The 26563-nt window shown below is 60.4% G+C and carries 22 protein-coding genes and 2 pseudogenes; 13 read left to right on the top strand and 11 right to left on the bottom strand.

The features are described from left to right. Positions 1–456: a (2Fe-2S)-binding protein gene (locus ASG35_RS28175; protein WP_056365497.1), complete on the bottom strand. Its 456-nt coding sequence runs from the start codon at positions 454–456 to the stop codon at positions 1–3. Positions 457–807: 351 nt separating this feature from the next. Between ASG35_RS28175 and ASG35_RS28170 the strand changes: the two genes are divergently transcribed. Next, the gene (locus ASG35_RS28170; protein WP_056365494.1) at positions 808–1149 is read left to right on the top strand and encodes a DUF4148 domain-containing protein; all 342 of its coding nucleotides are present in this window, start codon (positions 808–810) and stop codon (positions 1147–1149) included. A gap of 160 nt (positions 1150–1309) precedes the next feature. Here ASG35_RS28170 and hmpA read toward each other — a convergent pair whose 3' ends face one another. After that, positions 1310–2491: an NO-inducible flavohemoprotein gene (gene hmpA, locus ASG35_RS28165; RefSeq protein ID WP_056365491.1), complete on the bottom strand. Its 1182-nt coding sequence runs from the start codon at positions 2489–2491 to the stop codon at positions 1310–1312. A gap of 115 nt (positions 2492–2606) precedes the next feature. Here hmpA and norR point away from each other — a divergent pair, with 115 nt between their 5' ends. The 7 genes from norR to ASG35_RS28135 all read left to right on the top strand — a co-directional run bounded on the left by norR (position 2607) and on the right by ASG35_RS28135 (position 9687). Next, positions 2607–4196: a nitric oxide reductase transcriptional regulator NorR gene (gene norR, locus ASG35_RS28160; RefSeq protein ID WP_056365488.1), complete on the top strand. Its 1590-nt coding sequence runs from the start codon at positions 2607–2609 to the stop codon at positions 4194–4196. Positions 4197–4668: 472 nt separating this feature from the next. After that, positions 4669–5283, top strand: a complete 615-nt coding sequence (locus tag ASG35_RS28155) for a c-type cytochrome (RefSeq protein WP_056366112.1) — start codon at positions 4669–4671, stop codon at positions 5281–5283. Positions 5284–5319: 36 nt separating this feature from the next. Next, complete coding sequence (locus tag ASG35_RS28150) at positions 5320–6534, top strand: cytochrome c (protein ID WP_082508649.1); 1215 nt, start codon at positions 5320–5322, stop codon at positions 6532–6534. Between the two features lie 7 nt (positions 6535–6541). Then, positions 6542–6700 carry a hypothetical protein gene (locus ASG35_RS32010; RefSeq protein WP_156393404.1) on the top strand — a complete coding sequence of 53 codons (159 nt, stop codon included), beginning with the start codon at positions 6542–6544 and terminating at the stop codon, positions 6698–6700. Beyond that, positions 6697–7266: a cytochrome c oxidase subunit II gene (locus ASG35_RS28145; RefSeq protein WP_056365482.1), complete on the top strand. Its 570-nt coding sequence runs from the start codon at positions 6697–6699 to the stop codon at positions 7264–7266. The genes ASG35_RS32010 and ASG35_RS28145 overlap by 4 nt, the downstream gene beginning before the upstream one ends. Beyond that, positions 7256–8884, top strand: coding sequence for a b(o/a)3-type cytochrome-c oxidase subunit 1 (locus tag ASG35_RS28140; RefSeq protein WP_056365479.1), 1629 nt, complete (start codon positions 7256–7258; stop codon positions 8882–8884). The genes ASG35_RS28145 and ASG35_RS28140 overlap by 11 nt, the downstream gene beginning before the upstream one ends. Then, positions 8881–9687, top strand: a complete 807-nt coding sequence (locus tag ASG35_RS28135; protein WP_056365476.1) for a c-type cytochrome — start codon at positions 8881–8883, stop codon at positions 9685–9687. Before ASG35_RS28140 ends, ASG35_RS28135 begins: the two co-directional genes overlap by 4 nt. Before the next feature lie 52 nt (positions 9688–9739). On the opposite strand, the gene ASG35_RS28130 is transcribed toward ASG35_RS28135, so the two are convergent. After that, entirely contained in the window at positions 9740–9922 is a 183-nt protein-coding gene (locus tag ASG35_RS28130) for a hypothetical protein (RefSeq protein WP_156393402.1), read from the bottom strand. A gap of 361 nt (positions 9923–10283) precedes the next feature. On the opposite strand from ASG35_RS28130, the pseudogene ASG35_RS32370 reads away from it, so the two are divergent. The 4 genes and pseudogenes from ASG35_RS32370 to ASG35_RS32355 all read left to right on the top strand — a co-directional run. Beyond that, positions 10284–10550: pseudogene (locus ASG35_RS32370) on the top strand (YceI family protein); the annotation flags it as partial. Between the two features lies 1 nt (position 10551). Then, positions 10552–10944, top strand: a 393-nt coding sequence (locus ASG35_RS32365; protein WP_235527748.1) for a YceI family protein, incomplete at its 5' end; no start/stop codon positions are given. A 30-nt stretch (positions 10945–10974) separates the two neighbouring features. Next, positions 10975–11408, top strand: a pseudogene (locus ASG35_RS32360) (YceI family protein); the annotation flags it as partial. A gap of 1 nt (position 11409) precedes the next feature. Then, positions 11410–11667, top strand: a 258-nt coding sequence (locus ASG35_RS32355; protein WP_235527747.1) for a YceI family protein, incomplete at its 5' end; no start/stop codon positions are given. Positions 11668–11900: 233 nt separating this feature from the next. Here ASG35_RS32355 and ASG35_RS28115 read toward each other — a convergent pair. The 8 genes from ASG35_RS28115 to ASG35_RS28080 form a co-directional block, all read right to left on the bottom strand. Then, the gene (locus ASG35_RS28115) at positions 11901–16733 is read right to left on the bottom strand and encodes a cellulose biosynthesis protein BcsC (protein ID WP_056366109.1); all 4833 of its coding nucleotides are present in this window, start codon (positions 16731–16733) and stop codon (positions 11901–11903) included. After that, complete coding sequence (gene bcsZ, locus ASG35_RS28110; protein ID WP_056365470.1) at positions 16727–17914, bottom strand: cellulose synthase complex periplasmic endoglucanase BcsZ; 1188 nt, start codon at positions 17912–17914, stop codon at positions 16727–16729. The genes ASG35_RS28115 and bcsZ overlap by 7 nt, the downstream gene beginning before the upstream one ends. A 1-nt stretch (position 17915) precedes the next feature. Next, on the bottom strand, positions 17916–20495 hold the full coding sequence (gene bcsB / locus ASG35_RS28105) for a cellulose biosynthesis cyclic di-GMP-binding regulatory protein BcsB (RefSeq protein ID WP_082508648.1): 2580 nt from the start codon (positions 20493–20495) through the stop codon (positions 17916–17918). A 1-nt stretch (position 20496) separates the two neighbouring features. Then, positions 20497–22707 (bottom strand): UDP-forming cellulose synthase catalytic subunit, encoded by a 2211-nt coding sequence (gene bcsA / locus ASG35_RS28100; RefSeq protein WP_056365467.1) that lies wholly within the window; start codon positions 22705–22707, stop codon positions 20497–20499. Further along, entirely contained in the window at positions 22704–23492 is a 789-nt protein-coding gene (gene bcsQ / locus ASG35_RS28095) for a cellulose biosynthesis protein BcsQ (protein WP_056366104.1), read from the bottom strand. Before bcsQ ends, bcsA begins: the two co-directional genes overlap by 4 nt. Then, complete coding sequence (gene bcsP / locus ASG35_RS28090; protein WP_056365463.1) at positions 23489–24415, bottom strand: cellulose biosynthesis protein BcsP; 927 nt, start codon at positions 24413–24415, stop codon at positions 23489–23491. Before bcsP ends, bcsQ begins: the two co-directional genes overlap by 4 nt. 196 nt (positions 24416–24611) lie before the next feature. Beyond that, a complete protein-coding gene (gene bcsD / locus ASG35_RS28085; protein WP_056365458.1) occupies positions 24612–25067 on the bottom strand; it encodes a cellulose biosynthesis protein BcsD in 456 nt (151 codons plus the stop codon). 459 nt (positions 25068–25526) lie between these two features. Further along, positions 25527–25958, bottom strand: a complete 432-nt coding sequence (locus tag ASG35_RS28080) for a YqaA family protein (RefSeq protein ID WP_056365456.1) — start codon at positions 25956–25958, stop codon at positions 25527–25529. A 178-nt stretch (positions 25959–26136) separates the two neighbouring features. On the opposite strand from ASG35_RS28080, the gene ASG35_RS28075 reads away from it, so the two are divergent. Beyond that, positions 26137–26484 (top strand): YciI family protein, encoded by a 348-nt coding sequence (locus ASG35_RS28075; RefSeq protein WP_056365453.1) that lies wholly within the window; start codon positions 26137–26139, stop codon positions 26482–26484. Positions 26485–26563 lie beyond the last annotated feature (79 nt).

Raw genomic sequence — 26563 nt, 5'->3', positions numbered from 1 at the left:
TCACGCCCCCTTGGCGGCGTGCTTGACCGCGGCGCGAATGCGGTTGTACGTGCCGCAGCGGCAGATGTTGCCGGCCATGGCGGCGTCTATCTCGGCGTCGGAGGGATCGGGGTTGGACGCAATGAGCGACGCCGCCGACATCACTTGGCCCGACTGACAGTAACCGCACTGCACAACGTCTAGCGCGACCCACGCGTCCTGCACTTTCTTGCCGGCGGGCGTGGCATTGACTGCTTCGATAGTCGTGACCTTGCGACTGCCGACTGCTGCAACCGGAAGCACGCAGGAACGTACGGCAACGCCATCGAGGTGCACGGTGCAGGCACCGCATTGGGCGATGCCGCAGCCGAATTTTGTCCCTGTCAGACCTACGAGATCGCGAAGTACCCAGAGCAGGGGCATGTCAGGCGGGGCGTCGACCGTGTGAGATTCGCCGTTTATGGAAAGGGTCGTCATCTGCAACTCCAGTTGTCGTGGGGATATTTTTTGGTCTCTCGTACCGCAAGTCCTTATACAAGATTACGACGATTCGTGCTGAATTCACATAAGTCCATAAATCGTATTCGCGCCTGGCAATTTTTTATTGGATAAACCGTCCGATGGCCGAGCTTCCAATTAGCTTACCGATCGGAATGAAGCGACCGGCTTGCACCAAAGAACGCGTGTTTTTCCAGGCATCTTCGAACAAACGAATGAAGGCCAAATAATTTATGGATATCGCAGGAATAAAAGCGGTGATCGATGGGTTAGCCCTTGTACCAACCGCAACACGTTGCGTTGGTTACCCTCAATCTACTGGAGTCGATAATGAAAAAGCTTGCCCTGCTTACCTTGTCCGTTGCTGCAATCGTTTCGGCTAGCGCTTTCGCCCCGAGCGCGTTTGCACAAGGACTTACTCGTGCTGAAGTTCGCCAGCAACTCGTTGAAGCACAACAAAATGGTTCGGAGTACGTGACTGACGCATCGTATCCGGATATCAGCCCGGCATTCCAAAGCCAGTTCGCTAACCGTCAGGAAAGTTCTGCCTCTTATGGCGGTGTTGCGTCGGGTTCCAGCGTGAGTGCACCGCGCATGGCAATGCCGGGTACGCAAGGGCAAAACACGTGCGTGGGTCCCGTCAGCTTCTGCAATATCTATGCAGGTTCGTAATTACCACGCTGTTTAAAGTCGGGGCAATAAAAAAGCAAGGCACTCCGCTTAAAGCGAATGCAGATACGCTAAACAATCAATCGCATTCGCCTAAGCGAGAGTCGAGCGAACATCAAGTTGCTAACGAACGCACGACATCGTTATTGCATGCAAGTCATCCTTATTCGAGCGCCGCTGCCGGGCCGAAAAATTCATGGTGAGTTTGCGCTTCCGGGACACCAAGTGCTTTTAGCGTCTGCTTCAACGCTTTCATGAAAGGAAGTGGTCCAAGGAAATAGGCGTCTACATCACGCGTTTCGGGCAACCACTGTGCAAGCCGCGCTTGATCCAGGTAACCGGTGCCATGAGCCGGCAAATCGCCATGGCGTGCTTCGGAATAGCAGTAGAAGCGCTTCAGGCGTGGATGTTTTTCAGCGTGTGCATCAACGAAATCGCGGAATGCATGAACCCCGCTGTTTCGGGCGGCGTGAATGAAATACACCGGACGTTCGGTTTGCAGCGCGGTTTCGAGCATCGCCAGCGCCGGCGTGATGCCAACACCGCCCGTAATAAGCACGAGCGGTTTGTCGCTGGGTTCAAGTTTAAAGTTACCCGCGGGCGCAAGCAGTTCAATGGCGTCATTCTCCTTGAGATTCGCATGCAGATGCTTCGATACCCGGCCGTCAGGCTCGCGCTTCACACTGATGCGATATTCGCGCCCGTTCGCCGCCGCCGATAACGAATAATTGCGGCGGACTTCTTCGCCATCCAGAACCAGCCGCATGCCAATGTATTGCCCGGGTTGAAAGGCGAGCAGTTCTCCGCCGTCGTCCGGGCGCAAATAGAACGACGTGATTTCGTCGCTTTCCACCACCCGGCGCGCGACGCGGAACAGGCGCAGGCCGCGCCAGCCGCCTGGTGCATTTTCACGTTCGGAGTACATCGATTCTTCGAGACCGATCAGCAAATCCGCGAGTTGCCCATACGCGGCAGCCCACGCCTCGATCACGGCATCGGTCGCGATCTCGGCACCCAGCACTTCACGAATGGACCGAAGCAGGCACGAGCCCACGAGCGGATAGTGCTCGGGCAGGATATCGAGCGCCACGTGCTTGTTGACGATTTGCGAAACCAGGTCGCCGAGCTGTTCGAGCCGATCGATATGCTTTGCGTACATCAACACGCTGTTCGCGAGTGCCCGCGGCTGGGCGCCGCTCGCCTGATGCGCCTGGTTGAAATACGGACGCACCTCGGGGTGTTCGGTCATCAACAGCCCGTAAACGTGCGTGGTCAACGCTTCGCCGCCGCTTTCGAGAAGTGGGACGGTGGACTTGACGATGGCACGATGTTCTGCGGATAGCATGGCGAGATTCCTTATGGTCAGTTGAGCGGAGCAAAAACTAGCGGTCGCTATACCTGTTAATCCAAGTTTCGTGCCACACTCGCATCCTATTGAAATCAATGGCTTGCAAAGTTGAATGGTTAAAAAGACTCTGGTCGAACAGACTCGTTGCGAAGTCAAAATGACTCCACGGTTCCTGCTCGATGCATTAGTGCCGCTCATGCAGGATCTGTCGCGCGACCTCACCGATGCCGAGCGGTATCGGCGGCTATTGCAAACCATGCGCGCGCTGTTCCCGGCAGATGCCGCCGCGCTATTGCGGCTGGAAGGCGATACGCTGGTGCCGCTTGCCATTGAGGGCTTGAGCATGGATACGCTCGGGCGGCGCTTTCGTGTGGCTGACCATCCGCGTTTCGTGCAACTGCTCGCCAACGCCGGGCCGACGCGGTTTGCTTCGGATTCCGATCTACCCGATCCCTACGATGGCCTCGTGCAGGCAATATCCGGCGATCTCGAAGTACACGATTGCCTCGGTTGCCCACTTGTCATCAACGGCCGGCCATGGGGTCTGCTGACGCTCGACGCGCTCGACCCGGAACGCTTTGACAGCATCGACATGTCGTCGCTCAGCGCGTTCCTGAGTCTGGCGGCCGCCACTGTCAGCGTGGTGGAACGCATCGATACGCTGGCTCGCACGAGCGAAGAAGAACGGCGCCGTGCCGACGCGTACCGGCAAGCACACGGCCAGGGCCATCGCACGATGATCGGCAACAGCAAGGCACATAAGCGCATGGTCCAGGAGATCGGGATCGTGGCCGGCAGCGACCTGACCGTGCTGATCACCGGCGAGACAGGCGTCGGCAAGGAACTCGTTGCCAACGCGATTCATGCGGCATCACCACGCGCGAACAAGCCGCTGATCAGCCTGAATTGCGCGGCGCTACCGGACACCCTGGTCGAAAGCGAATTGTTCGGTCATGTGCGCGGCGCATTTTCGGGCGCGTCGTCGGATCGTCGCGGCAAGTTCGAGCTAGCCGATGGCGGCACGCTGTTTCTCGACGAGGTCGGCGAACTTTCGCTCGGCGTGCAGGCAAAGCTGTTGCGTGTGCTGCAGAACGGGCAGCTTCAGCGTTTAGGTTCGGATCGCGATCATACGGTCGATGTCCGCGTGATTGCCGCAACCAATCGCGACCTCGTGGAAGAGGTCAGGGCGGGGCGGTTGCGGACGGATTTTTATCATCGGCTAAGTGTTTATCCGCTGCGGGTTCCGCCGTTGCGCGAGCGTGGCCGTGATGTATTGATGCTGGCAGGAAGCTTCCTCGAGGAAAACCGCTCGCGGCTGGGCCTAGCGAGCTTGCGTCTTTCAAGCGATGCACAAGCCGCGCTGCCCGGTTACGCATGGCCCGGCAATGTGCGCGAACTCGAACACCTGATTGGCCGCAGTGCGTTGAAAGCGCTCGCGGCTCAAGCCGAGCATCCGCGCATTCTGAGCCTGACCGCCGCGCATCTCGGGCTGAACGATACACAAGAGGAAAACATAAACCCGGATGCATCGACACCGAAAACGGCGGTCCAGGATTTTCGTAGCGCTGTCACTTCGTTCGAGCGAACGCTTCTTCAGGATGCGTTGACGCGTAATACCGAGAACTGGGCATCGACCGCGCGTGAACTGCAACTGGACCGCGCGAACCTCAACCGGCTCGCCAAGCGCTTGGGCCTTAAGTAAAGATTTAGTCATATGGAAGATCGCTTGCGCTTAAGCGCCCAAGCGATTTTTCCAATTTCGGCTAAGCGTTATTTCGCTAAGAAACTACTTTAGAAAATTATCTGCGCTTAGCGAAATTCCGCGCCTTCATTGATCTCGATCATTGAACGTTGAAGCTCTTTATTTCGGGCTTTTGAATCATTACTCAAATGATTAATAATTCGCGACGTCGTGTGAATGTTGGCTCTCGGCAAAATCCATTAAGTGCTTTAAGCTTCGCTCATGCCGCACTCAACGCGCTTTTCAAAGTCCAAAGCCAACACAATAGCGTCGTATAACAATTCGCTGTAGCGCACGACTACAGATACAAAAACCGATCGAGGACACAACGGTGGGCATTCGCAGCGTTGTCATTTCACTAGTGCTGTTCGCGCTATCAAGCGCGGGTGCGTTCGCCGCCGGCGCTTCGCCTGTTGAAAAGGCGCCAGACACCATGCAGGCGCGCGTTCTCGCTTGCGCAGCATGTCATGGCGCGCAAGGCGAAGGTACGAGCAACGATTATTATCCGCGGCTATCGGGCAAGCCCGCGGGTTATCTGTACAACCAGTTGCTTGCCTTCAGGGATGGTCGCCGGCAATACCCGCCAATGAATTATTTATTGGCTTATCTCCCGGACGCTTATTTGAAACAGATCGCCGAACATTTCGCTGGCGAGCGCCCGCCATTTCCCGAGCTTGCGCCCGTAACCGCTAATGCGGCAACACTCGCGCTGGGCAAATCGCTTGTCAATAACGGCGCGCCGTCACGCAAGGTCCCGGCGTGCGCTGCCTGTCATGGCGCAGCGCTTACCGGAATGGAGCCTGCCATTCCGGGCTTGCTTGGTTTGCATGCCGACTACATCAGTGCGCAATTGGGCGCGTGGCGTTACGGCACGCGCAAGACGCTTGCATCCGATTGCATGCATGAAGTTAGCACCCGGCTGGCCGAGCGTGACATCACGGCTATAGCCGCTTACTTGGCGTCGTTGCCTGCTCCCGCTGATCCCGTTCCGGTTGCTGCCGGCTCTCTCAAGATGCCGCTTGCTTGCGGCACCGTACCTAATCCATAAGGCGAGGAAATATACGTGTTCAGTTTCCGGGCCCTCATGCTTCTTTGCATGTTTGTTGTGGCGTCGAATGCGCAAGCAGCCGATCCGTCAGTCGTTTCCCGTGGCGAGTACCTCGCGCGCGCGGGCGATTGCATCGCATGTCATACCGTTCCCGCCGGCAAGCTTTTTGGTGGCGGCCGGCCCATGGAAACGCCGTTCGGCACGCTTTACACGCCCAACATTTCGTCGGATAAAGAAAGCGGTATCGGCAAGTGGAGTGCCGCGGAGTTCTACAACATGATGCACACGGGTAAGTCGCGCACCGGCGAACTGCTTTATCCAGCGATGCCGTTTGCGTCGTACACCAAAGTAACGCGCGCAGATTCCGATGCGATCTTCGCGTTTCTGCTGTCCACGCCGCCCATTGCCCAGCCTAACCGTGCGCACGAGTTACGCTTTCCGTTCAATCAACGCTCGTTGTTATACGGCTGGCGCGCCTTGTATTTCCGCGCGGGAGAATACCAGCCGGATACCACGCAGTCGGTCGAATGGAATCGCGGTGCGTATCTGGTCGAAGGACTCGGTCATTGCACCATGTGCCACACGGCGATCAATGCGCTCGGTGGCAACTCCACGTCCAGGCGTTTCGAAGGCGGTTTGATCCCGATCCAGAACTGGTATGCGCCGTCTCTGACATCGAATAAGGAAGCGGGGCTCGGCGACTGGAGCATCGAAGACATTGGGGATTTGCTGCAAGCGGGGGTATCGAATCGCGGTGCGGTGTACGGCCCGATGGCAGAAGTCGTGTACGAAAGTTTCCAGTATCTGTCCGATGAAGACATCCGTTCCGTAGCCGTCTATCTGAAGACGCTTCCCTCGCGCGCCGGGGAGAAAATCACGCCGCCCACGCCGGCGCTCGCGGAAGAAAAGAACACCATGTCGCCGCTCGGCAAAAAGATCTACGACGCGCAATGTGCTGTCTGTCACGCAGCAGAAGGGCAGGGCAAGCTGCCGCATTTTCCGCCGCTCGCAGCGAACCAGTCCATCCAGATGACGTCGTCGGTGAACCCGATCCGCATGGTGCTCAACGGTGGTTATGCGCCGGGCACGAAGAAAAACCCCATGCCCTACGGCATGCCGCCTTTCGCGCAATCGCTCTCAGATGTAGAAGTCGCGGCCGTGGTCACCTATATCCGCACCGCGTGGGGCAATCACGGCACGCCTGTCAGCGCGAAAGATGTCAACGTGCTGCGCTCCGCGCCACTTTATTGAGAACGTCATGACTGATTCAGAAAACGAAGATGTTGCCGTCGATGAAATCGTGCGCGATGGACCGCACGGCGCCATTGCGCTCGCCGGCATTTCAACGGCCATTGTGATTGGCTTGTGGTTCGCGTTTTATTTCCTGGTCTTCCTGCCCCGTGGCGTCATCCAATGAGCAACGAACACCAGTCGCATGCATCGGCGGACATGGCCGCGCGTATCGAGCGCAAATGGGCGCTGCTTGTGGCGATCATTCTGTGCGTGCTCGTCGCCATGACGATTTTCACGGCCCTTCATTGGGCCATGATGCCGCCCTCGCGGGTGGAGACGGTACGCCCCGATACGCTCAACGTCAGCGGCGAATTCGTCGAGAGCAATCTTGGCAGCGCGGTCGAGGCGGATGGTTCGGTGACGGTGCGTGTGGTCGCGCAACAGTATTCGTTCACGCCGCAATGCCTGCTGATTCCAACCGATACACCCATCACATTTCGCGCCACCAGCGCTGACGTTGTGCACGGTTTCCTGATCACGAACACGAACATCAATTCAATGCTCGAGCCTGGTTATATCTCGACGTTCAAGACGACCTTCACGCAGCCGGCCGACCATCTGATGCCGTGCCACGAGTTTTGCGGCACGGGGCATCAAGGCATGTGGGCGCACGTGAAGGTCATCGATAAAAACGCTTTCCTTCAGATGGCAAACGCTAACGGTTCGCGGAGACTCAGCTGTGTTAAATAGCAAGCGACTCGTTCTCGCGCATTTCTGGCTTGGCTTCATCAGCTTCGGTGGCGCCTTGCTGCTCGGTGCATGGCAGATGTGGGTGCGCAGTCCGCTGCATCCGTGGCTGCAGAATCCGGAAATCTACTATCGCTCGGTCACCGCACACGGCTCGGCGATGGGCTATGTATTTCCCACGTTGATTGCGATGGGCTTCGGTTATGCAGTGATCGAACTCTCGCTGAAAAAAACGTTGATCGGCGTGCGCTGGGCATGGGCCGGTTTCATTCTCGTTGCAGTGGGCACCGTCACCGCCATGGTGCCTGTCGCGATGGGTCTCGCGTCCGTGCTCTACACGTTTTATCCGCCGATGATCGGCAACGCGTTCTTTTATATCGGCATTGTGCTGGTGGTGGTTGGATCGTGGATTTGGGTCGGCCTCATGTCGGTCAACCTGATTGCATGGAAGCGCGAGAATCGCGGCGTGCCCGTGCCGCTTGCCATGTTTGCAAGCGTGGCCGGCGCGTACCTGTGGGGATGGACGGCAGTGGGCGCGGCCATCGAGATCCTGTTCCAGATTCTGCCGGTGGCTCTTGGTTTTAAGACGACCATCGACGCCGGTCTCGCTCGCGTTTTCTTTTCGTGGACGCTGCACGCCATCGTCTATTTCTGGCTGATGCCCGCTTATATTGCGTATTACACGATCATGCCGCGCGCGATCGGCGGCCGGTTGTACAGCGATTCCATGGCGCGAATCTCGTTCATCCTGTTTCTCGTGGTGTCGATGCCAATCGGCCTTCACCATCTGTTCGCCGATCCGCAAGTCGGGTCCGGCTTCAAGTTCATGCATTCGGTTTTCACAGCGCTCGTCGCCGTGCCGACCATGCTGACAGTGTTCACCATCTGTGCATCGGTCGAGATCGCTGCGCGTTTGCGCGGTGGGCGAGGCACCTTCGGCTGGCTCAAGGCGCTGCCCTGGCAAAACCCGATGATGCTCGCCCTCGCATTCTCGTTCGTGATGCTGGGTTTCGGCGGCGCGGGTGGCATCATCAACATGAGTTACCAGCTCGACTCGTCGGTCCACAACACGCAGTGGGTCACGGGCCACTTTCATCTGATCTTCGCGGGCGCGATCGTCATCATGTACTTCGCGATTGCGTACGATCTGTGGCCGCATCTGACGGGCCGCGCAATGACGCAATGGAAGCTGATGCGCTGGCAGTTGTGGCTGTGGTTCATCGGCATGATCGTGCTGACTTTTCCCTGGCATTTCACCGGCATTCTCGGCATGCCGCGACGCATGGCTTTCTTCGATTACACCAATCCGGAACTCGCTGCACAGGCCATGTCGGTGATCATTTCGACTATCGGCGGGCTGATTCTGGTGGTGTCGGCGGTGATGTTTTTTATCGTGCTGATTCGCGCGCATCGGGGGCCGCGCGTGGTGGTCGAAGAGTATCGCTTTAGCACGGCAGTACATGAATCGAAGACCATTCCTGTCGCGTTGAACAGCTTCGGTTTGTGGCTTGCATTGATGATCGGGCTGACGCTTTTCAATTACGGTTATCCGATTGCGTCGCTGGTGTCGCGCTCGGATACTTCCGTGCCGGCAATTCCAATTGGAGGGCCGCAGCGATGAGCGAAGAACGCCTGTTCTCGTTACGCAACCGCTGGTTCACCGTCACGGTTGGCGGCACGCTGGCGCTGGCCTTGTTCGCGGCCGCGGTAGGATTTATCGTGTTGCCGTCCGCGCAGAAGGATCAGCCGTTTCAGGGAATCTGGAATGCAATCTGCAGCGCGGCGGGCGTGCCGCAACAATGGCTGCGCATCACCACGGCAACGCCCGTGCCTTTGACGCAAACGAGCCTGGTTGCAATGACGCCGCAATTGCTTTCAGCACCGAGCAGCGCTTCAATTGGCCGGGGCGCGACCTTGGCCATGCGATGCACGATGTGTCATGGCGCAATGGGCGTAAGCGATGCCAACACCCCCAATCTTGCGGGCCAGTTTTCTTCCGTGATCTACAAGCAGTTGCTCGACTTTCAGTCAGGAGCGCGAAGCAATGCGGTCATGTCGCCGATGGTTGCCAACCTTAGCGATCAGGAGATGCGTGATCTCGGTGCGTACTACGCGAATTTGCCCAAGCCGATAGCATCGCGCGCTAACGCGCTAGCGGCTATTGATGTTCCCGATATCGTGGCGATTGGATCGCCGATGCGCAATATTGCTGCGTGTGCTTCGTGTCATGGTGGGATCGATCACAAGGCTGGAACGCCCTGGCTGGAGGGCATGCCTTACGCTTACACGAAAGCGCAATTGCAGGCGTTCGCCGATGGTTCTCGTCATAACGATATCAGCGAACAAATGCGCAACGTCGCGCGGAATATGACGCCGGATGAGATCGATGCAGCGGCGAGGTTTTACGCGGGTGCTCGGCCTTAACGCATGTCATGCCGCCGGCAATAAAGGCGGGCCAGTGATGCGACTTCAAACGTCAATCGCTCGGTGGCGGGTCTTGTGCGTCCACGTGCTTGGTTACCGAGATCAGCGGCGTAAGCGTTGGTTGTTCGGTTGCAAGAAGGCGAAATACCAGGCCGCCGATACTCCGGGCTACTTCGTCATCGAGCCTGAAGTTCGAATCCGCGAGCGGCCACGGATTCACAAACGCCTGACTCATAAGGGCGTCAACAGACGTTCGCGGCACGGTGCATATATTGAAGCTCTGATTGTCTTCGTCGAACGTGATTAACACGCCTCTAGGCTTTCGTGTAGTCAAAATATTCCCCCTTTACCTGCAAGACAGCGGCCCAACCGGTCCGCCGCGCGCTCTTTACACATGCCCCATGACGCCGGTTTCGCGGCAAACCAAGCGCTACATTCAGTCATGTCGGCCTCATATTGAAACATGCACTCGGCATGCTTTTCCTTCCCCGATTAACCTCACAGATAGAACAATGTGTTGTTCCCACGCGGCTTTGTGTCGCGTGCGCGCTCACCTACCATGCCGTACCGAAACGCAATTTTCACCTCCGCCCGCTATGCACACGCCCATGTCCAGATGGCTGCTTGCCGCCACCGCAGCCGCCGCGCTCTTTACGACCACCGCTCAAGCCCAGGTCGATACCGCCAAAAGCACGGTCACGGCGACGTCCAAGCAGATGAACGTGCCCGTCGATGGCAAGTTCAAGAAGTTCACCGCAACGCTCGACTTCGATCCCGCCAAGCCGACTGCCGGCAACGCGAGCATCAATATCGATACATCGAGCTACGATCTCGGCGACGACAGCTACAACAAGCAGGCGCAANGACTTCGATCCCGCCAAGCCGACTGCCGGCAACGCGAGCATCAATATCGATACATCGAGCTACGATCTCGGCGACGACAGCTACAACAAGCAGGCGCAAGACAAGGACTGGTTCGATGTCGCGCATTTCCCGAACGCCACGTTCGCCTCGACATCGATTGCGCCAGCCGGCGGCAACAAATACAACGTCGCCGGCAAGCTGACCATCAAGGGTAAATCGCAGAACGTGACGGTGCCGGTGACCGTCACGCAGCAAGGCGCGACGCAAATTTTCGATGGCGCGTTGCCTATCAAACGCACGCAGTTCGATGTTGGTTCGGGCGAGTGGAAAGACACATCGGTCGTCGCCGATGAAGTCGTGATCAAGTTCCATCTCGTCGCGGTCAAGAAATAATCTCGTCTCCAAACTTACTCAGGAAATCACATGAAAAAGAACCTTTTGATCGCGGCAGCCGGCGCGTTGTTCGTGGCGGCATCGGTTAACGCAATGGCAGCCGAAGTCACGTATCAACTCGATCCGAACCACACGTACCCGAGCTTCGAGACCGACCACTTCGGCGGCATTTCGGTGTGGCGCGGCAAGTTCAACAAGAGCAGCGGGTCGGTGACGATCGATCGCGAAGCGAAGAAAGGCACGCTCGAGGCGACCATCGACATGACGTCGATCAACATTGGCAACGAGAAGCTCGACGGCGAATTGAAGAGCGCGCAATTCTTCGATACCGAAAAATTCCCGACGGCGACCTACAAGGGCACGTCGATGAAGTTCAAGGGCGATGTACCGGTGGAAGTGATCGGCGAGCTGACGTTTCACGGCGTGACGAAGCCGGTGAACCTGAAGATCGAATCGTTCAAGTGNGGCACGTCGATGAAGTTCAAGGGCGATGTACCGGTGGAAGTGATCGGCGAGCTGACGTTTCACGGCGTGACGAAGCCGGTGAACCTGAAGATCGAATCGTTCAAGTGCTTCACGAACCCAATGCTGAAGAAGGAAGTGTGCGGCACGGAATCGACGGCGACGTTCGATCGCGGTGATTTCGGCGTGGACTACGGCAAGGCATACGGCTTCAAGATGAAGACGACGCTGCATATCCAGGCTGAAGGCGTGCGCCAGTAATNGTTCGATCGCGGTGATTTCGGCGTGGACTACGGCAAGGCATACGGCTTCAAGATGAAGACGACGCTGCATATCCAGGCTGAAGGCGTGCGCCAGTAATCGACATGGTCGCGGCGTATCTATTCCTGATGGAAAGCCGGTTTGCAACAGGCCAGACCTTCGTGGCGGACAACGGAACTGTGCTGGTTTGAAACACGAAGCCCCGGGCTGACAACGCTCCGGGGCTTCGTTTTTTAGTTCGACATCGACACGTATGGCGAACTGACCGGCGAAGGCGGGAACGACGGCTGCACCATGTTCTGCTTCGTGAAACTGTAGCGGATATAAACCGCCGCCAGATACTCGCGATACTGATACGCGTTCCCAAGCGACGCCGTGGCGCCTACCGTCAATTGCGGTGCAAGCTGATACTCGCCCGTCGCGCTGAACGAGTACGAGATTCCTGTCTTCGTCTGGCTGCCGTAGGTTCCGCCGTTCGTTGGCGTGATGCCGGTGCCGCCGACCGGCTGCACGTTGCCGTTGGTCGGGAAATAATCCGACGCATCCTGCCGATAATGCTGCACGCCAATCGAGCCTTTCATGTCGTACGTGAAAGCGCCGCTGCGTCCCATGTATTCGACCGGCAAGTTCAGGATCACGTACTGTTGCGGGCTGAAATAACCGCCCTGGCCGTATGTGAAGAACGAGAGGTTCTTGTCGTAGTGCATCAGCGTGGTGTTCACGCCGGCGGTGAGGGTCTGGTTGGCATCGGAATAAAGGCGCGTGTAGAACCCGCCGCCGCCTTTTTCCGCCGTATTGCTCGCGACGTTTTTGCCGTCGTAGTACTGGAACGATGCGTTCAAATACACGCCGTTCGTGCCGTCGTCCCAGCCGAGGTCGAAGCGTCCGCCATTCGATGTCACGCCGCCCCAGGTAATGCCGGCTTGCGCATCGCGTGCGCCTGCGTAAGACAGCAAGCTGTCGGTGACCGCACGGCGCGCGACCGCCACGGAGTACGAGACCTTGTCGGTAACGGCGCCGTTGTACTGCGCGCCGCCGACCACGTTCTCTTCGCGAAAACCGAGCGGCGTGGTGCCGACATCGAGTTTCACGCTGTTCGTTTCGTATCCCACCGATAAACCCACGCCAGTCGCCGTCTGGTTGCCGTACTGATTCGATACGTTACGCGCACCGAGTCCCGAGCCGAAACGCTTGAGGGTGTCGGCGGTTTCCTGGGCGGTGCCGGCATCGAGCGTGACAGGCGTCGCCGTGACCACGACATGGCCATTGCCCGCGCGAATCCGTCCTTCGACAGGCGCTTCGATATCCGTCAAATTCGACAACCCGTCTTCGCCCGTGCGGCTGCGAAACACTACGCCGCCCGATACCGTGCTCGACTGCGCGCGATTGATTTGCGCGAGTTCATCGGCGACACCGAGCGTCTGCGCGTTTGCGATATTGCCCTGATACGTCTGCTGGCCCGGCTGCGTGACTTGCGCCGTCGGCGACGGGACGTACGCCTGCGCGTAACCCGCGGGCGGCTGCGGAATGTACGGCTGGTTCGAGTAATACGGCTGCTGCTGTTGCTGCGGCGGATACGCGTAAGGCTGCTGTTGCGCGTAGTTGGTTTCGTCGGCGGGAGGCGCGTAACGGCGTGTCGTCTGACGCGAGGCATGTTGCGTCGTACGGGTCGCTGGCGTCGTCGCCGTGCGTTTTGCCTTCGTGGCTGGCGCGCTCGAATACACGCGCTGCGAAGCCTGAGCGTTGGCTTGCGCTTCCTGTGCGGCGGGCGACATGGGCCAGGGCGCGCTCATCGCCGGATCTTGTTGCTGATACGGTTGCTGATATTGCTGTTGATACGGCTGCGGCTGGTACTGCTGCTGCGCCGGATACGCCTGCTGCTGCGGGTAGGGCTGCTGTTGTTGATACGTCTGCTGCTGATACGGTTGCTGTTGATATTGCGCCTGATATTGGCCGGCATCCTGTGCAGGTCCTTGCCCCGGATACGGCTGCAACGGCGCTGCCGATGGAGCGCCCGACTGGCTCGAACCGTAGGTATCCGGACCATAACCGCCGCTGCCCGCTACGGGACGCGCACCATTGGCCGGCGCGCGATAAGGCGCGGGATACGGAGCCGGACTGGGCGCTACGTAAGGCGTTGAATACGACGCGGGCTGCGGTGGAGGCAAATAATTCGGCACGTTTTGCGTCGGTGAATTGGGCTGGGAGTATTGCTGCGTGCGAGGCTGCGAATAGGACTGCTGCTGCCGATATTGCGGAGATTGCTGATACCCCGGCAATCCCGGCGCCGGATCCGAAGAACGCGAGAACAATCCGGCGAGCGGGCCTGTCGCTGCACCGCCGGGGCTCGTGGCGGTATCGACGGCGGTCTTGCCTTCAAACGGATTGGTCCCCGGCAACGGCGCCGAACCAATGCGCTGCATTGCGGTTTCCCAACCGCGCGGCACCGCGGGTTGACCGCTTTGTTGCGCGCGCGGCGTCTGACCCACCGGCGTGTTCGCGGCAATCAACGCCTGTTGCAGATAACGCGATGCCAGCGACAGGTTGCCCTCCGCGTGATACATGCGCCCGGCGGCGGCGAGCACGCGCGGATCGTCGGGCGATGCGAGCAATGCCTGCTTCGCCGTCGTTTCCGCAAAAGAAAAATCCTTCGCGCCCGACGCCGCGCCGATCGCCGCAACCTGCAGATTGACGTCGTCGGGACGGCGCGCCAATGCCGCACGATAACTCGCGAGCGCGCTTTTATCGTCACCGGCCGAGGTGTAGAGACGCGCGAGCGCGGCTTGCAGGTCGGCGTTATCGGGCGTTGCGGCAAGCCACGGCGCGATCACTTCATACGCGCCAGCGAGGTCGCCGCGTTGACGCACGGTATCGGCTTGTTTCACCACGATGCCGATATTCAGATTGTTGAAGTCGATACGTTGGGCCGGCGTGAGCGGCGACGCAGCGAGCCTGCGCATCACGGCGCTCAACTCGGCGTCCTGCTGCGGATTGGTTTGCCCCGGCGCCACGGGAACAGCCGTCAGGATGCCTGCGTATTGCAGCAACAAACCGGTATCGGCGGGGGCGGCGGCCATCGCGCTACGAACGAGCGCCAACGCGCGGCCGGTGTCGCCTGCCTGGAGATATGCGGTTGCAAGCACGCCGATCAGTTCGGGGCTGTTCTGCGCGACGGGCGTGGCGGCCTGCAACACTGCGATTGCCTGCTGCGTCTGACCGGCACGCGCCATGCGGCTTGCGGTATCGGCTTGAACATGAACCCATAAACGATGCTGCAACGTGGTCATCGCCGGCGTGCGTTGCGCGGCCGGAATGCGATCGAGTTGCGACAAACCCGTCGCCCAGTCCTGCGTCTCGGCGGACAGCAACGCGCTTGCATACAGTGCGTCGGTCATGTCGGGGTGCGCGGCGAGCAACCCGTCCATCATGCTGCGCGCATTGCCAACCGCGCCCTGGCGCACGTAGATGCGCGCGAGGTCGAGGCGCATCCAGACATCGTCGGGATTGTTCAGGAGCGCATCTTCGAAGAGACTGCGGGCCGCGCCGAGATCGCCACGCGCTTCGGCCGCGCGGGCTTGCGCCGCTTGCGCCTCGCCGCGCAGCTTGTTGATGCCGCCGGCCTTCGCCTGCTGCTCCGCGTTCAGCTGATTCGCAAACACCAGCGCTTCTTCGCCGCGGCCTTGCGCGGCGAGTGCGCCAACGAGACCGCGGATTGCATCGGGGTTGTCGGCCTGACGGCGCAACGCCATGCGGTACGCCTGTTCCGCGCCGCGCGGGTCGCCGCTGCCGAGCAACGTTTCGCCGAGCAGGGTTTGCGCGGTGGTATCGGATGGATTCAACGCGATCGCGCGCTCGAACATCGATCTTGCTTTCGCGGTTTCGCCGTTGCTGCGCGCGCCAATTCCCGCGCTCGTGTAGCTCCAGTAAGTGGCGCTCGTCAGCGCGTCTTTCCAGCGCGCTGCATTCCCGGCGCGCGATGCACGTTCGAGATACGTGCGCGCTTCATCGAATTTTTCCTGCTTCAACGCAGCGATACCCATGCCGCCGAGCGCATCGGCGTCATTCGGGCTTTGCGCGAGCACCGCTGAAAAACGTGCGCGTCCCGTGACGATATCCCCACGATCCAGCGCGGCAAAACCTTCGGCGACGACGCGTCCGCGTGCATCGGTTGCGGCACTGGCCTGCGAGCGTTCTTGCGACTCTTTGTCCTGCTGGACCATGGAATCGAAACGGGCCTTGACGGCGGGATCATCCGGCGATGCCTGCAGATACGCCTGATACAAAGGCGCGTCCGAGGCCCGCGCGCCCAGCCACAACAAGGCCTGACGCCAGCTTTTCTTGGCCTGATCGCCGACCGTGCTGTCGCTGCTCAACTGCGCCAGACGCGCGATGCCGTCGCGCCGCGTGGTATCGCGGTAGGTCAGGTGCTGGGCCAGCGCGAGCGCATAACGCGGATCGTTCGGGTTCTGTTTCGCAAGCTGCGTGAGGCCCGCGCGCGCCTGATCCCAGCCTTGCGGCGTGGCGGCGAGCGCCTGGTAATACTCGAGCGTGAGTTCGGGCGTGGCGGGCTTGCCGCTCAAAGCGCGCTGATATTCTTGCACCGCCGAAGCACTTTGGCCGCTTTGCGCAAGACGCCGCGCGTCGTTGACGGTCTGGTCGCGCGGACTGGTTTCGCCGAGCCGCCGGCCGAGTTCATCGATATTCGGATACTGCGGCGCCGCCTGCCGCAAGCGCGACAGATATTGCTGCGCGCCGCTGCCGTCCTTGCGATCCGCGAGAATGATGCCCATGCCGTAAAGCGCGTCGGGCTGTTTCGGGTCGATACGCAACACCTTTAGCCAAGCCTGTTCGGCCAGGTCGCCGCGCCGGTGCGATTGCCAGTAGCGCCCCTGGTCGATCAACACGGTCAAAGGAGCATTGGCGTTCGTGGTGGTGTCGGCGGCGCTGCTCGCCGCTTGCGCGAACGCCGTCAACGGCACGTTCGCGACGCATCCAGCGGCCACGCTCAGCGCGATTGCGCGCGCACTAACGTTCGTCGGCAAAGGAAAGAGAGACCGTTTCAACATGCACTTCTCCAACTCGGGACGAGTCGGCCGGCTTCGTCGAAGCGGTATCGGCCTTCTATGAATCCGGCGCCGAACAAGCCCAGCACCCGGTCGTAATACACCGGCTCGTGGTTCGCGGCGGCAGGCGAGCCGGGAGGTGCGTCGAGCACGGCCAGCCGCGCGCGTGCGAGGCCGAGACCACGTTCGTCGCCGAGCGCCTTGAAGTAGGGCGCGAGCGACGCCCAGTAGCTCAGCGGTCCTTCACCGCTGCCCACGCCCGTGGATACCGCCACGCGCTCCGGCGGAATCCCCGTCTGCGCGACGGCCTGACGCATGCCGCCGAGCGCATTGAGCCAGGGCTTGCTGAGCGGATCGGCGCTCGACGCCATGCCCGCCCACAAGTACACGCGGATCGCGTCATAGCTGCCGGTATCTCCGCTTTGCGGATCGACGACGAACTGGCCGCCTTTGTATGCCGCCCAGTCGGGCGTAAAGCCACGCGGCGATGTCACCGACACCAGCTTGTAACCGTTTTCCGCGAGCGCATTCCACGGACCCTTCGGCATGGCGTTCGCGAGACCGCGCAACACCGGCAGCGGCGAATAACTCGGATTGAGACGCGTCACATCGCCGGTCTGAAAGCCCTGTGGACCCGGCAGCAACATGGGTCCTATACCGCTCAGGCTCGCCACTTCATGCTTCACGATTTGCGCGGCGAGCGCTTCGCCCAAGTGCGTATAACGCGGTTCGTTCCAGAGGCGCCCGGCCTGCAACAGATCGTAGGCAATCCAGACATCGGAATCGGCGGCGGAATTCGGATCCAGCACGCCGAACGAGCCGTCCGCTTTGCGGCCCCATTGCCACGATGGCAGCCGCACGTTGCCTGCATCGAACTGGTTGGCGGCGAGGTTCGCGCGCGTCCAGTTCAACAAGCGCTCGAACATGGCGCGATCGTTGGCGACCAGCGCAAAGAACAACGCGTAAGACTGTCCTTCGGACGTGGTCTGCTGCGCCGGCGTGGAATAGTCGACCACGCGGCCATCGGCCTGGATGAAGCGCGACGCGAAAGTCCGGTATGCATTCCAGTCCGTGCATTCTTTCGAGGCCGCCCCGGAAGCCCGGGCGCCGGTCGCGAACCCCATGCTGAACAACGCCAGCGCCATTACCGCGGTCTTCGATCCACGCTTGAAACCAGCCTGCATATCAATCCCTCAAACGGCGCGCAGCGACAGCGCGCAGTGCACGGTAGAACAGTGCCGCGATGATGATGGCCGCGAGCAAGCCGCTCAAGACGAGCAGGAGCGGATGCGATGACAACGCCCAGCGCATGTATTCGAAGGGCGACAAGTGGCCGACGTAATACGCCTGGCCATTCGATGTCACCGTCACGTCCCGACCGTGGATCACGGCCATGGCGCCCTGGATCTCGGGAAGGATGTCGTTGTCGAGCAAGGCCGACTGCAGGTCCGCGTCCGATTGTCCCGCCGCGCTGATCAACGCGACCGCGCTGCGCTCGCCTTTTAACGGAGACTTGAAGCCGGTAATGAGCGCATCGCCGTTCGAGCTCACGAGCGTGAGGTCGGCACGTGCCGGCAGACGTTCCACGCCGCGTTCGCCGTGCCACCAGTCGACGACCTTGAACGCGACATCGGAAAGTTCGAAATTGCGCGAGTCGGCGTCGCCCGAGAAGGGCATGTTTTTCGACCAGCGCTGCAAGAGCGGTTGGCGGCCGGGTGAACCCAGGATCAGCAGGTCCTTGTCGGCGAAATTGTCGACTTGATCGGCCTGCGCGACGGTCACGCCAGCCGTGGGATATCCCGTCGATGCCCCCATGCGGCCCATTTCCAGCAGGAACAAGCTGTAGTCGGCCGAGCTGGGATCGTCGGGCATGATCACCGCCGTCTGCGACAAGTCGGCCATGCGCGTGAACGGGAAACCGCCGTTCGCGAACGCGGCGAGATCGGGCAGCGCCATGTAATGCGGGAATCCCGACAGATCGATGGTCGAATTCGGATCGATTGCGCCGACCACGTTGTCCAGAATGCGTCCCTGGCATTCGCCGGTCTTCGGATAGTCGTAATAGAAGTGCAGGCGCAACTGCGAGCGCGGCGTGAGCAACAGCGGCGGCAGGTAGATCTGATGGCGCGCGGCAGCGGTTTTATCGGGGAGCACGCGATTGAAGTAGCGGCCGAGATCGAACGTGGATGTCGCCACGGCCGGGATGCGCAGCGATTGCACGAAGCCGTCGTTCACGTTGATGTTCAGCGTGGAACGGTCGAGCGCCGGGCGCACGGTGTATCGGTAACCGAGGTCGATTGGCACGCCCTTGGTTTGCCACATGAACAAGTCGGGTGGCACGCGCAAGTTGACGCGCACGGCGTCCGCGTTGTAACCCGTCACCGTCAGGTCGCGTGCTTCGGCCAGTTCGCCGAAGCGCACCGGGCGGTCGGTCGGCAGCCAGTTGGGCGCGTCGTAGGGTTTGCGCGGCGCGAAGTCGTTGAGTTGCGTGATCGTCACGCTCGGTCCGGAGAACGAGTTCTGTCCGATCCCCAGCGCCTTCGCGGCGGTCTTGAGCTCGGCGTCGTTGCGTCCCATCACGAGCAAAATGCGTCCGCGTGCGCCGCCTTCACGGTCGCGCACGGCGATGGTCGGGCCGGTGATATCGGGAATCTGCACGCCGGCGGGATGCTGGTCGGGCGTGGCGAACACCACGACGTTGCCCGAAAGCGGCACGTTCTCGATCTGCGCCGGAAACACCGCGCCGCGATAACCCGCCAGCGAGCCGAACCACGACGCAACCGTGCCGGCAGCTTCGAGCACGGCGGGTGTCGGTTTTTGCGCGAAGACGAACGGCAGTTCGAGGCGGCGGACATCGCGTCTATCGAAAAAAGGAGCGGGCAGCGCGGCGAGATCCGGCTTGCTCTCAAGCGACGCATACGTCAGGTCGAGCGAACTTGCGTTGCTGACGGTCGCCCACAACGTGGAGTTCGACGGGTCCTCGCACTGCTGCGTGTAATGGCCGATCAACTGCACGTTCAAGTGATTGAATTCGGTAATGAAACGCGGGTCGATGGAGACATCGCGCGCCACCAGGATCCCTGCCTGATCGCGCGGCACCGGCAAGGTCGCGGCGACTTCGCCGTTGACCAAAACCTTCAATTGCGAAATCGATGGCAACAGAGACGGCGAATAGCTATAGATCAGATGCAGCACCGCGCCAGTCACGACTTCGTCGCCGCGCACGGAGAACGGCACGCCGTTCTGGCCGTCGGTGCCCCGAAGTTGCAGCGGATCGAGCGCACCGAGATCGGCGAAGGTCAGCGTCTGGCGGCGGCCTCCGGGAACCAGCGTGCCGGGTTCGGCGGTCGTCGGCGTTTTCGATGCCAGCGTTTTGACAGCCGGCGCCGCCGATGCACTCACCGCACCGGATGCCGCTTGCCCGAATGCGGGCACGGCGACCGCGAGCGGCGGTTGTTCGATGGTCAGCTTGTTATAGGGCGCGGCGGGTCCGGGCTGCGGCACGCCGCCAGTGGCGCTCGGCGCGAGTGCGGCCGGGGTTGCAGCCGGAGTTGCCGCAGCCGAAGCTTCTCTGGCGCTCGAAGCGGCAGCAGCACTTGCGAGCGATGCCAGCGGCACGGCCAATGCGGTCTGCAACGCCATCCAGCAAGCTAGTGAGCGCATCAGCGCACGGGCGATCGGGCGGGCGCGCAGCGGCGCGGGCACAGCCAGATCGTGTTCGCCTCGGCCGTTACCCGGGCGCAGCATCGTGATTCCCTTACGCATGTCAGTCTTTGGTCTTCAGGTTTTTGGCGCCCGGGGCACGCGTCACGAGCCACGTCCGCGCGTCAATGAAAAGATGCTCGAACAACGCGCCGATACCGCCCACGCCCACCGTCAGCACGTGGCGCAGTCCGCGCAGCGGCGCGTCCGGCGTGCGGCCTTCGGCCCAATGGGTCCAGGCGTCGGCGCGGGCAAAAGTGGTCTTCACGAACTCGAATTCCTGCTCGCGCGTCAACGCCGAGAAACGCAGGCCGACGCGGCCGACAGCGCTGAAGCCGACGGTTGCGGGGAACGCATATTCCTCGTCTCCACGAAACAGCGATACGGTGACCTTCTCGTGCAGCGGCACTTGCAGGTCGCCCGGCAGCTTCACGCCCACGCCGCCTTCCGAGTAGTCCATGGTTTCGCAAGCGAGCGTGCGGCCGGTCGAGAACTTGAGCATCACGGGCATCTTCATTTCCACGCGATGCGTCGAGCGAACCTGCTTGCGTTCGCTCGCAGCCGCCACGCTCGCGCCGAGGATCAGCATGTTGTACGTGGTCCACGCGAGGTTCAGCAGCACCGTGTTCACTTCGCTCTTCACGTCCCAGTGAATGTAGATGTTCACGATCCCCGCGATAAACCCGAGTAGGTTCAGCACCAGCAGGAACAGGTAAGGCCGCGAGATGCTGTAGTCGAAATAAGCCTTCGCGATCTGTCCGCCCTTGGCCGTCACGTTGAACTTGCCGAGCTTCGGGTTGATCATGGCCAGCAAGGTCGGTGCCGTGATGTACGACGCCAGCACCGACTCATACACCTCGGCCCAGAACGAATGGCGGAACTGACGTTGCATGCGCGAGTTCGTGATGCTCGCGTGCATCATGTGCGGCAACGCGTAGATCGCGATCGTGCCCGCCGCCGCCTGGATCACATGCGCGCCGAAAAACAGATACGACAGCGGCGCGGTAAGGAACACGAGGCGCGGGATGCCGTAGAAGAAGTGCATCATGCCGTTCAGATAACAGAGCCGCTGGCCGAGCTTGAGACCCTTGCCCGTCAGCGGATTATCGATACGGAAAATCTGCGTCATGCCGCGCGCCCAGCGAATCCGCTGCCCGATATGACCCGACAGGCTTTCAGTCGCGAGGCCTGCTGCCTGCGGGATCGCGAGATACGCCGTCGTATATCCCAGCCGATGCAGCTTCAACGCCGTATGCGCATCTTCCGTCACGGTCTCCACCGCGATACCGCCGATCTCCTCGACCATGGTCCGGCGCAACAGCGCGCACGAGCCGCAGAAAAAGGTCGCGTTCCACAGGTCGTTGCCGTCCTGCACGAGGCCGTAGAACAACTCGCCTTCGTTGGGAACCTTTCGGAAGGTGCCGAGATTGCGTTCGAACGGATCGGGCGAGAAAAAGTGGTGCGGCGTTTGCAGCATTGAAAGAAGCTTGTCTTTCAGGAACCAGCCAAGGCCGATCTGCAGGAACGAGCGCGTGGGAATGTGATCGCAATCGAAGATCGCGAGATATTCGCCGCTAGTCGTCTTCAGCGCTTCATTGATATTGCCGGCCTTCGCATGCCGGTTGTGCGTGCGGATGGTCCACGTCACGCCGACTTCTTCGCAAAAGGCCTTGAATTCCGGACGACGGCCGTCATCGAGGACATGAATCGAGATCTTGTCCTTCGGGTAATCCATCGCGAGCGCCGCGTAGATGGTCGGCTTCACCACGCCGAGCGGCTCGTTATAGGTCGGAATGAAGACGTCGACAGTCGGCCATTCGTCGCGGTTCTTCGGCAGCGGCATCGGCTTTCTTTGCAGCGGCCACGCGGTCTGGAAATAACCGAGCATCAGCACGATCGCCGAATACACTTCGGCTGCGACCAGCAGCAAACCCCATGCGGCGTCGAGCGGACGTTCCCAATAGGTCGTCTCGGTCAGCCGCCAGTACATATAGCGCCCGGTGACCGTCACCGACAACATGATCATCACGAGCGTGGCGTACTGGCCGCGCAGACGGCGAAACGCCATCGCGAAACCGAAACAGCAGCACGCGAAGATCAGTTGCTGGGTCGCGACCAACGGCACCGTCCAGACTAAGTACATCGTCGCGATGGCGAATATGGTCAGAAGGACGGTGAAGATACGGCTGTTCCAGATGCCCGAATCGACCACGCGCTCGATGCGCGAAGGGACGGCGTCGGCTTCGGAAAGGCCTCGTGCGCGCGGCTTGTTCATGCGACGTTCCTCGGTGAGACCGGCATGGCATCGACAGAATTCAGAAGCCATTCGCCGCACGCGCGGAGATCGGCGGTCGCCTGGCTCAACGGGTCGTAATGGATGAGCGTCGTGTCGCACGCGAGCGATTCGCTCACGCCTTCGTCGAGGTGGATCACGCCCGAAAACATCTTGCCGCCCAGCATGTTGCGCAGCACCTTGAGCACGTCCTTGGTCAACTGGCGCGTCTGGTCCACCTGGTTCACCACGTAGCCCGTACCCGCGAAGTCGGCGCGCGGCGTGGCGTAGACCTCGATCATGCGTTCCATCTGCGGGATGGCCGCGTACGATGCAGCGTCGGCCAGCACCACGTTCAGCGCGAAGTTCGCGGCGGTCAGCGCGGTGCGCGTGTAGACGGAAGAACCGGGAGGGGTATCGACAATGACGATGTCGTTGCTATCGAGCTTCAGCGTGTCCAGCGATTGCGCGAGCCATTGCGGCTCCCGGTCGATATACGCCTCGAAGCGCCGGCGATCGTCTTCGAGGACCGCGCCGTAGGGCAGGACGGTGACGCCGTCGACGCCATCGAACATCACGGTTTGCCATGCGTCGTTGGCGAGCGTCGCGCGGGACAGGCCGTCTATGCTGTCGAGCGGAATGCCGAAGTGCAGGCGCAACGCGTTTTGCGGATCGAGGTCGAGCGCGATCACGCGACGCCCGCGCGCGGCCAGCACCGAGGCGAGGTTTGCGGCGAGCGTGGTTTTACCTACGCCGCCTTTGGCGGATACCACGGTGATGACTTTCATGACCGTGACGCGCGCTTCGCGAGCCACGAGCCTGCGGCGGGTACATCGTCCTCCGACGCCGGCGATGCAGCCGCCGCCGGTTCGCGCAGACGCTGGAACATCGACTGGAGCGAGTCGGTGCGCGGTACGCTGCCTTTCTGACTGGTTCCGGACTGGCTTCCACCTTGCGCACGGAACAGCTGCCCGAGGATCGATTGCGACCCGGTGTCGGATGCCGTCTGCGCCGGCTGGATGCGCGGCAAGGACGGCTTTGCAGCGGGTAACGGACGCTGCACCTGGAACGCGCTCGCGAAACCCGGCAGTTGTCCGGGCGTGGCGAGCGGCTGCGTGCGCGGCAATGTGGGCCGCTGAGGCTGCGTCTGCTGTTGGGGCGCTTGAGCGGCAGAATGAGCAACTGAATGAGCGGCAGAATGAGCCGGAGTCTGAACCCGCGCGATCTGCTCGGGCGCGGCTACGGCCGGCGTGTCTTCGACATTCGATGCACCTTCGACCGCATCCACGAGCGCCGAGAACCGCTCCGCGCCAACCGTCGACCCCGGCAGCGCGATGTTCGCGACCGGCGGAATGGTCTTGCGGTTTGGGCGCGAAAAAAGGCGAGGGCGTGTATCGCGCGTGAAAGGCGGATTGGCCGGAGCGTTTGCTAGCGTGCCCGACGCAGCCAGGTCATCGGCCGGCGCGGTCTCAGCGGGCGCACCCCAAGCCTTCTTGCGCGTTTCCGCGGACCGGCCCTGAACCGGAGAAAGCAGCGAATCGCGAATCGGAGCGATGTTGGGAATCGACGGCTGCGACAAGTCGAGCGTCGCGAGCAGCGGCCAGCGCGTGCGCGCATGGCTCGCCTCGTTTTCCCGGCCGATTTCCTGGTAATTGCCGGCATCGCCGCCAAACTGATCGAACAGCTTTTCAATGTCGCGCGAAGGGTTCATGTGCTGCTTCCTCGTACTCTTGGTTTTACTTTGGACTTTTACCCTTGCGGATCACTGGCCAGTGACCTGTGCGCCTATGGCGCTTTATATGGGTAATGCCTGATCGACTGCGTTATCGTGGTCCTGCCTAAGATCTTTACGACTGCGCTGCTTTAAACAACTAAGTGACTAACTGAGTAACTGACTAACCTTCGCCTCAATTTGTATAACGTCCGAGTCTGAACTCGACTGCAGCGGTTTCATCGAATTCTCCCGCCTGCACGACCGCAAGCCCGTCGGCGCCGAGCGCACTTAGCCATTCCTGATAAGCACCTTCTAAGAATGCCGGCGTCCATGGCAATGCGTTCGCGCCGAATGCGAGCAATGGCGGGCAGCAATGGACGATGCGCAGGTATTCCGCTTCATCGGCTAGTTCTACAAAACCCCAGTCCATGCCATTCCAGACCGCATTCAATGCAGCGCTCAGTTCGGGCGTATTGCCGCAAGGCGGAAGCGGATGAGCGGCTGCAAATCGGCGACCGACGCGCTGCATCAGCTGACGGAGTTCGTCGCGGCCAATTTGCGTGTCGAACTCTTCGGCGAGCGCGACAAGCACTCCGCGCCATTGCGAGGAAATTTGCCGGTCCAGCAGATAGTCCAGAGTCATAGCCATGGTGTCGGGAGAATGCAGCGAAGAGTCAGTCGAAAGTGTTGTTCTCGAAGCTCGCCGTAGATCAGTATTAATTACACGTTTTTGCACTGCAACGAGCAACGTTTTCAGTACGGCTTACCCATTAAGCGGGGAGTCTACTTCAAGGCGATTTGTTTTTGCCACTTAACGCACCTTAGCAAAAACTTTTGTGGTTTAAGCCGCAAATAAGAGGCAAAAAGACCGCCTTGTTCAGCTTATGTAGGATGGCGTGAAACGCGCAAACGTTAAAGCATTGATTTCTTTCGTCAGTTTAATCAGCTGGAAATGGCTAGTCTGGATTAGGTACGTTCGAACTCGCGATTCGGATGTCAGCGTAAACCAGCATTAATCACTATAGGCGAATCTTCTGACGGTTTTACTGCGCTGCGATGGTCCGGCCCCAAGATAACCTGGCTTACGACTTTGGCAACGTCTCGTTCTCTACATCGCTATCAAAGCCGCGATCACGACGTAACGCGCGGTTTTTGCAATCGTCACGATCAGCAGAAACGACCACAAGGGTTCACGCAGCACGCCTGCAATCATCGTCAGCGGATCGCCAATGACGGGCGTCCAGCTGAGCAGCAGCGTCCATCGGCCGAAACGCTTGTACCAGTTCTCGGCGCGATCGAGCGCGCGGCCCTTGATCGGGAACCAGCGTTTGTCGCGCAGCTTTTCGATAGAACGCCCGAGCGCCCAGTTAATCGTCGATCCCACTACATTTCCCACGCTCGCGACCGCGACGAGCATCCAGACTGGTTGCTTTTGGGCAATCAATAATCCCGCGAGCAACGCTTCGGACTGAAGCGGAAAGAGCGTCGCGGCGACGAGTGCGACCGCGAAGAGGCCGGCATAAACAGAAAAATCGACCATGGATAAATACTTGGCGAGGCGCGCGGCGGTTGAAAGGCCGACAGCTTAACGGGTTTGTGCTTCATGAAGCGATTCACAAAGACATTCACAAAGCGATCCACGCAAGGTAATGAACGGATTGAAAGCGCGCACCGTACTTGTTACCTTGAGCCTTCACGAACCACCATCAGGAGACGACATGCCCTACATGCTGCTCATCGCCGAGCCGGTTGGTCAGCGCGCCGAACGCACGGAAGCAGAAGGCCGCTTGCTTTATGACCGCATGGTCGAATTCGGCGCCGGCCTGAAAGAGCGCGGACTGCTCGTAACCAGTGAATCTCTGGCGTCGGATGGCTTGCGGGTCAAAAAACGCGACGGCCGGGCGAGTGTGATCGACGGGCCTTTCGCCGAAGCCAAGGAAATGATCGGCGGCTTCTACATGCTCACGTGCGAGACCGAGAAGGAAGCGGTCGAGATTGCATCGGCGTGTCCGGCAGCCGAATGGTGCGAAGTCGAAGTCCGCAAGATCGCGCCGTGCTGGGTTTGATTATTCGGCCAGCGTTTACCCGACTTCCGCGAATATCCCCGGAAAAATGTCGATGCGATGAAACGTGAATCGTCGTGGG

Origin of the sequence: Burkholderia sp. Leaf177, assembly GCF_001424345.1 — a bacterium.
Classification (GTDB): Bacteria; Pseudomonadota; Gammaproteobacteria; order Burkholderiales; family Burkholderiaceae; genus Caballeronia.
Note: the sequence above shows the minus strand (reverse complement) of the source record. Positions and strands in the feature narration are given on the sequence as shown.

Bases quoted from the DNA above. Each gene is read 5' to 3' on its own strand.
- ASG35_RS28175 (WP_056365497.1), bottom strand. From the start codon at position 456: ATGACGACCCTTTCCATAAACGGCGAATCTCACACGGTCGACGCCCCG.
- ASG35_RS28170 (WP_056365494.1), top strand. From the start codon at position 808: ATGAAAAAGCTTGCCCTGCTTACCTTGTCCGTTGCTGCAATCGTTTCG.
- hmpA (WP_056365491.1), bottom strand. From the start codon at position 2,491: ATGCTATCCGCAGAACATCGTGCCATCGTCAAGTCCACCGTCCCACTT.
- norR (WP_056365488.1), top strand. From the start codon at position 2,607: ATGGTTAAAAAGACTCTGGTCGAACAGACTCGTTGCGAAGTCAAAATG.
- ASG35_RS28155 (WP_056366112.1), top strand. From the start codon at position 4,669: ATGCAGGCGCGCGTTCTCGCTTGCGCAGCATGTCATGGCGCGCAAGGC.
- ASG35_RS28150 (WP_082508649.1), top strand. From the start codon at position 5,320: ATGCTTCTTTGCATGTTTGTTGTGGCGTCGAATGCGCAAGCAGCCGAT.
- ASG35_RS32010 (WP_156393404.1), top strand. From the start codon at position 6,542: ATGACTGATTCAGAAAACGAAGATGTTGCCGTCGATGAAATCGTGCGC.
- ASG35_RS28145 (WP_056365482.1), top strand. From the start codon at position 6,697: ATGAGCAACGAACACCAGTCGCATGCATCGGCGGACATGGCCGCGCGT.
- ASG35_RS28135 (WP_056365476.1), top strand. From the start codon at position 8,881: ATGAGCGAAGAACGCCTGTTCTCGTTACGCAACCGCTGGTTCACCGTC.
- ASG35_RS28130 (WP_156393402.1), bottom strand. From the start codon at position 9,922: ATGAGTCAGGCGTTTGTGAATCCGTGGCCGCTCGCGGATTCGAACTTC.
- ASG35_RS28115 (WP_056366109.1), bottom strand. From the start codon at position 16,733: ATGTTGAAACGGTCTCTCTTTCCTTTGCCGACGAACGTTAGTGCGCGC.
- bcsZ (WP_056365470.1), bottom strand. From the start codon at position 17,914: ATGCAGGCTGGTTTCAAGCGTGGATCGAAGACCGCGGTAATGGCGCTG.
- bcsB (WP_082508648.1), bottom strand. From the start codon at position 20,495: ATGCGTAAGGGAATCACGATGCTGCGCCCGGGTAACGGCCGAGGCGAA.
- bcsA (WP_056365467.1), bottom strand. From the start codon at position 22,707: ATGAACAAGCCGCGCGCACGAGGCCTTTCCGAAGCCGACGCCGTCCCT.
- bcsQ (WP_056366104.1), bottom strand. From the start codon at position 23,492: ATGAAAGTCATCACCGTGGTATCCGCCAAAGGCGGCGTAGGTAAAACC.
- bcsP (WP_056365463.1), bottom strand. From the start codon at position 24,415: ATGAACCCTTCGCGCGACATTGAAAAGCTGTTCGATCAGTTTGGCGGC.
- bcsD (WP_056365458.1), bottom strand. From the start codon at position 25,067: ATGGCTATGACTCTGGACTATCTGCTGGACCGGCAAATTTCCTCGCAA.
- ASG35_RS28080 (WP_056365456.1), bottom strand. From the start codon at position 25,958: ATGGTCGATTTTTCTGTTTATGCCGGCCTCTTCGCGGTCGCACTCGTC.
- ASG35_RS28075 (WP_056365453.1), top strand. From the start codon at position 26,137: ATGCCCTACATGCTGCTCATCGCCGAGCCGGTTGGTCAGCGCGCCGAA.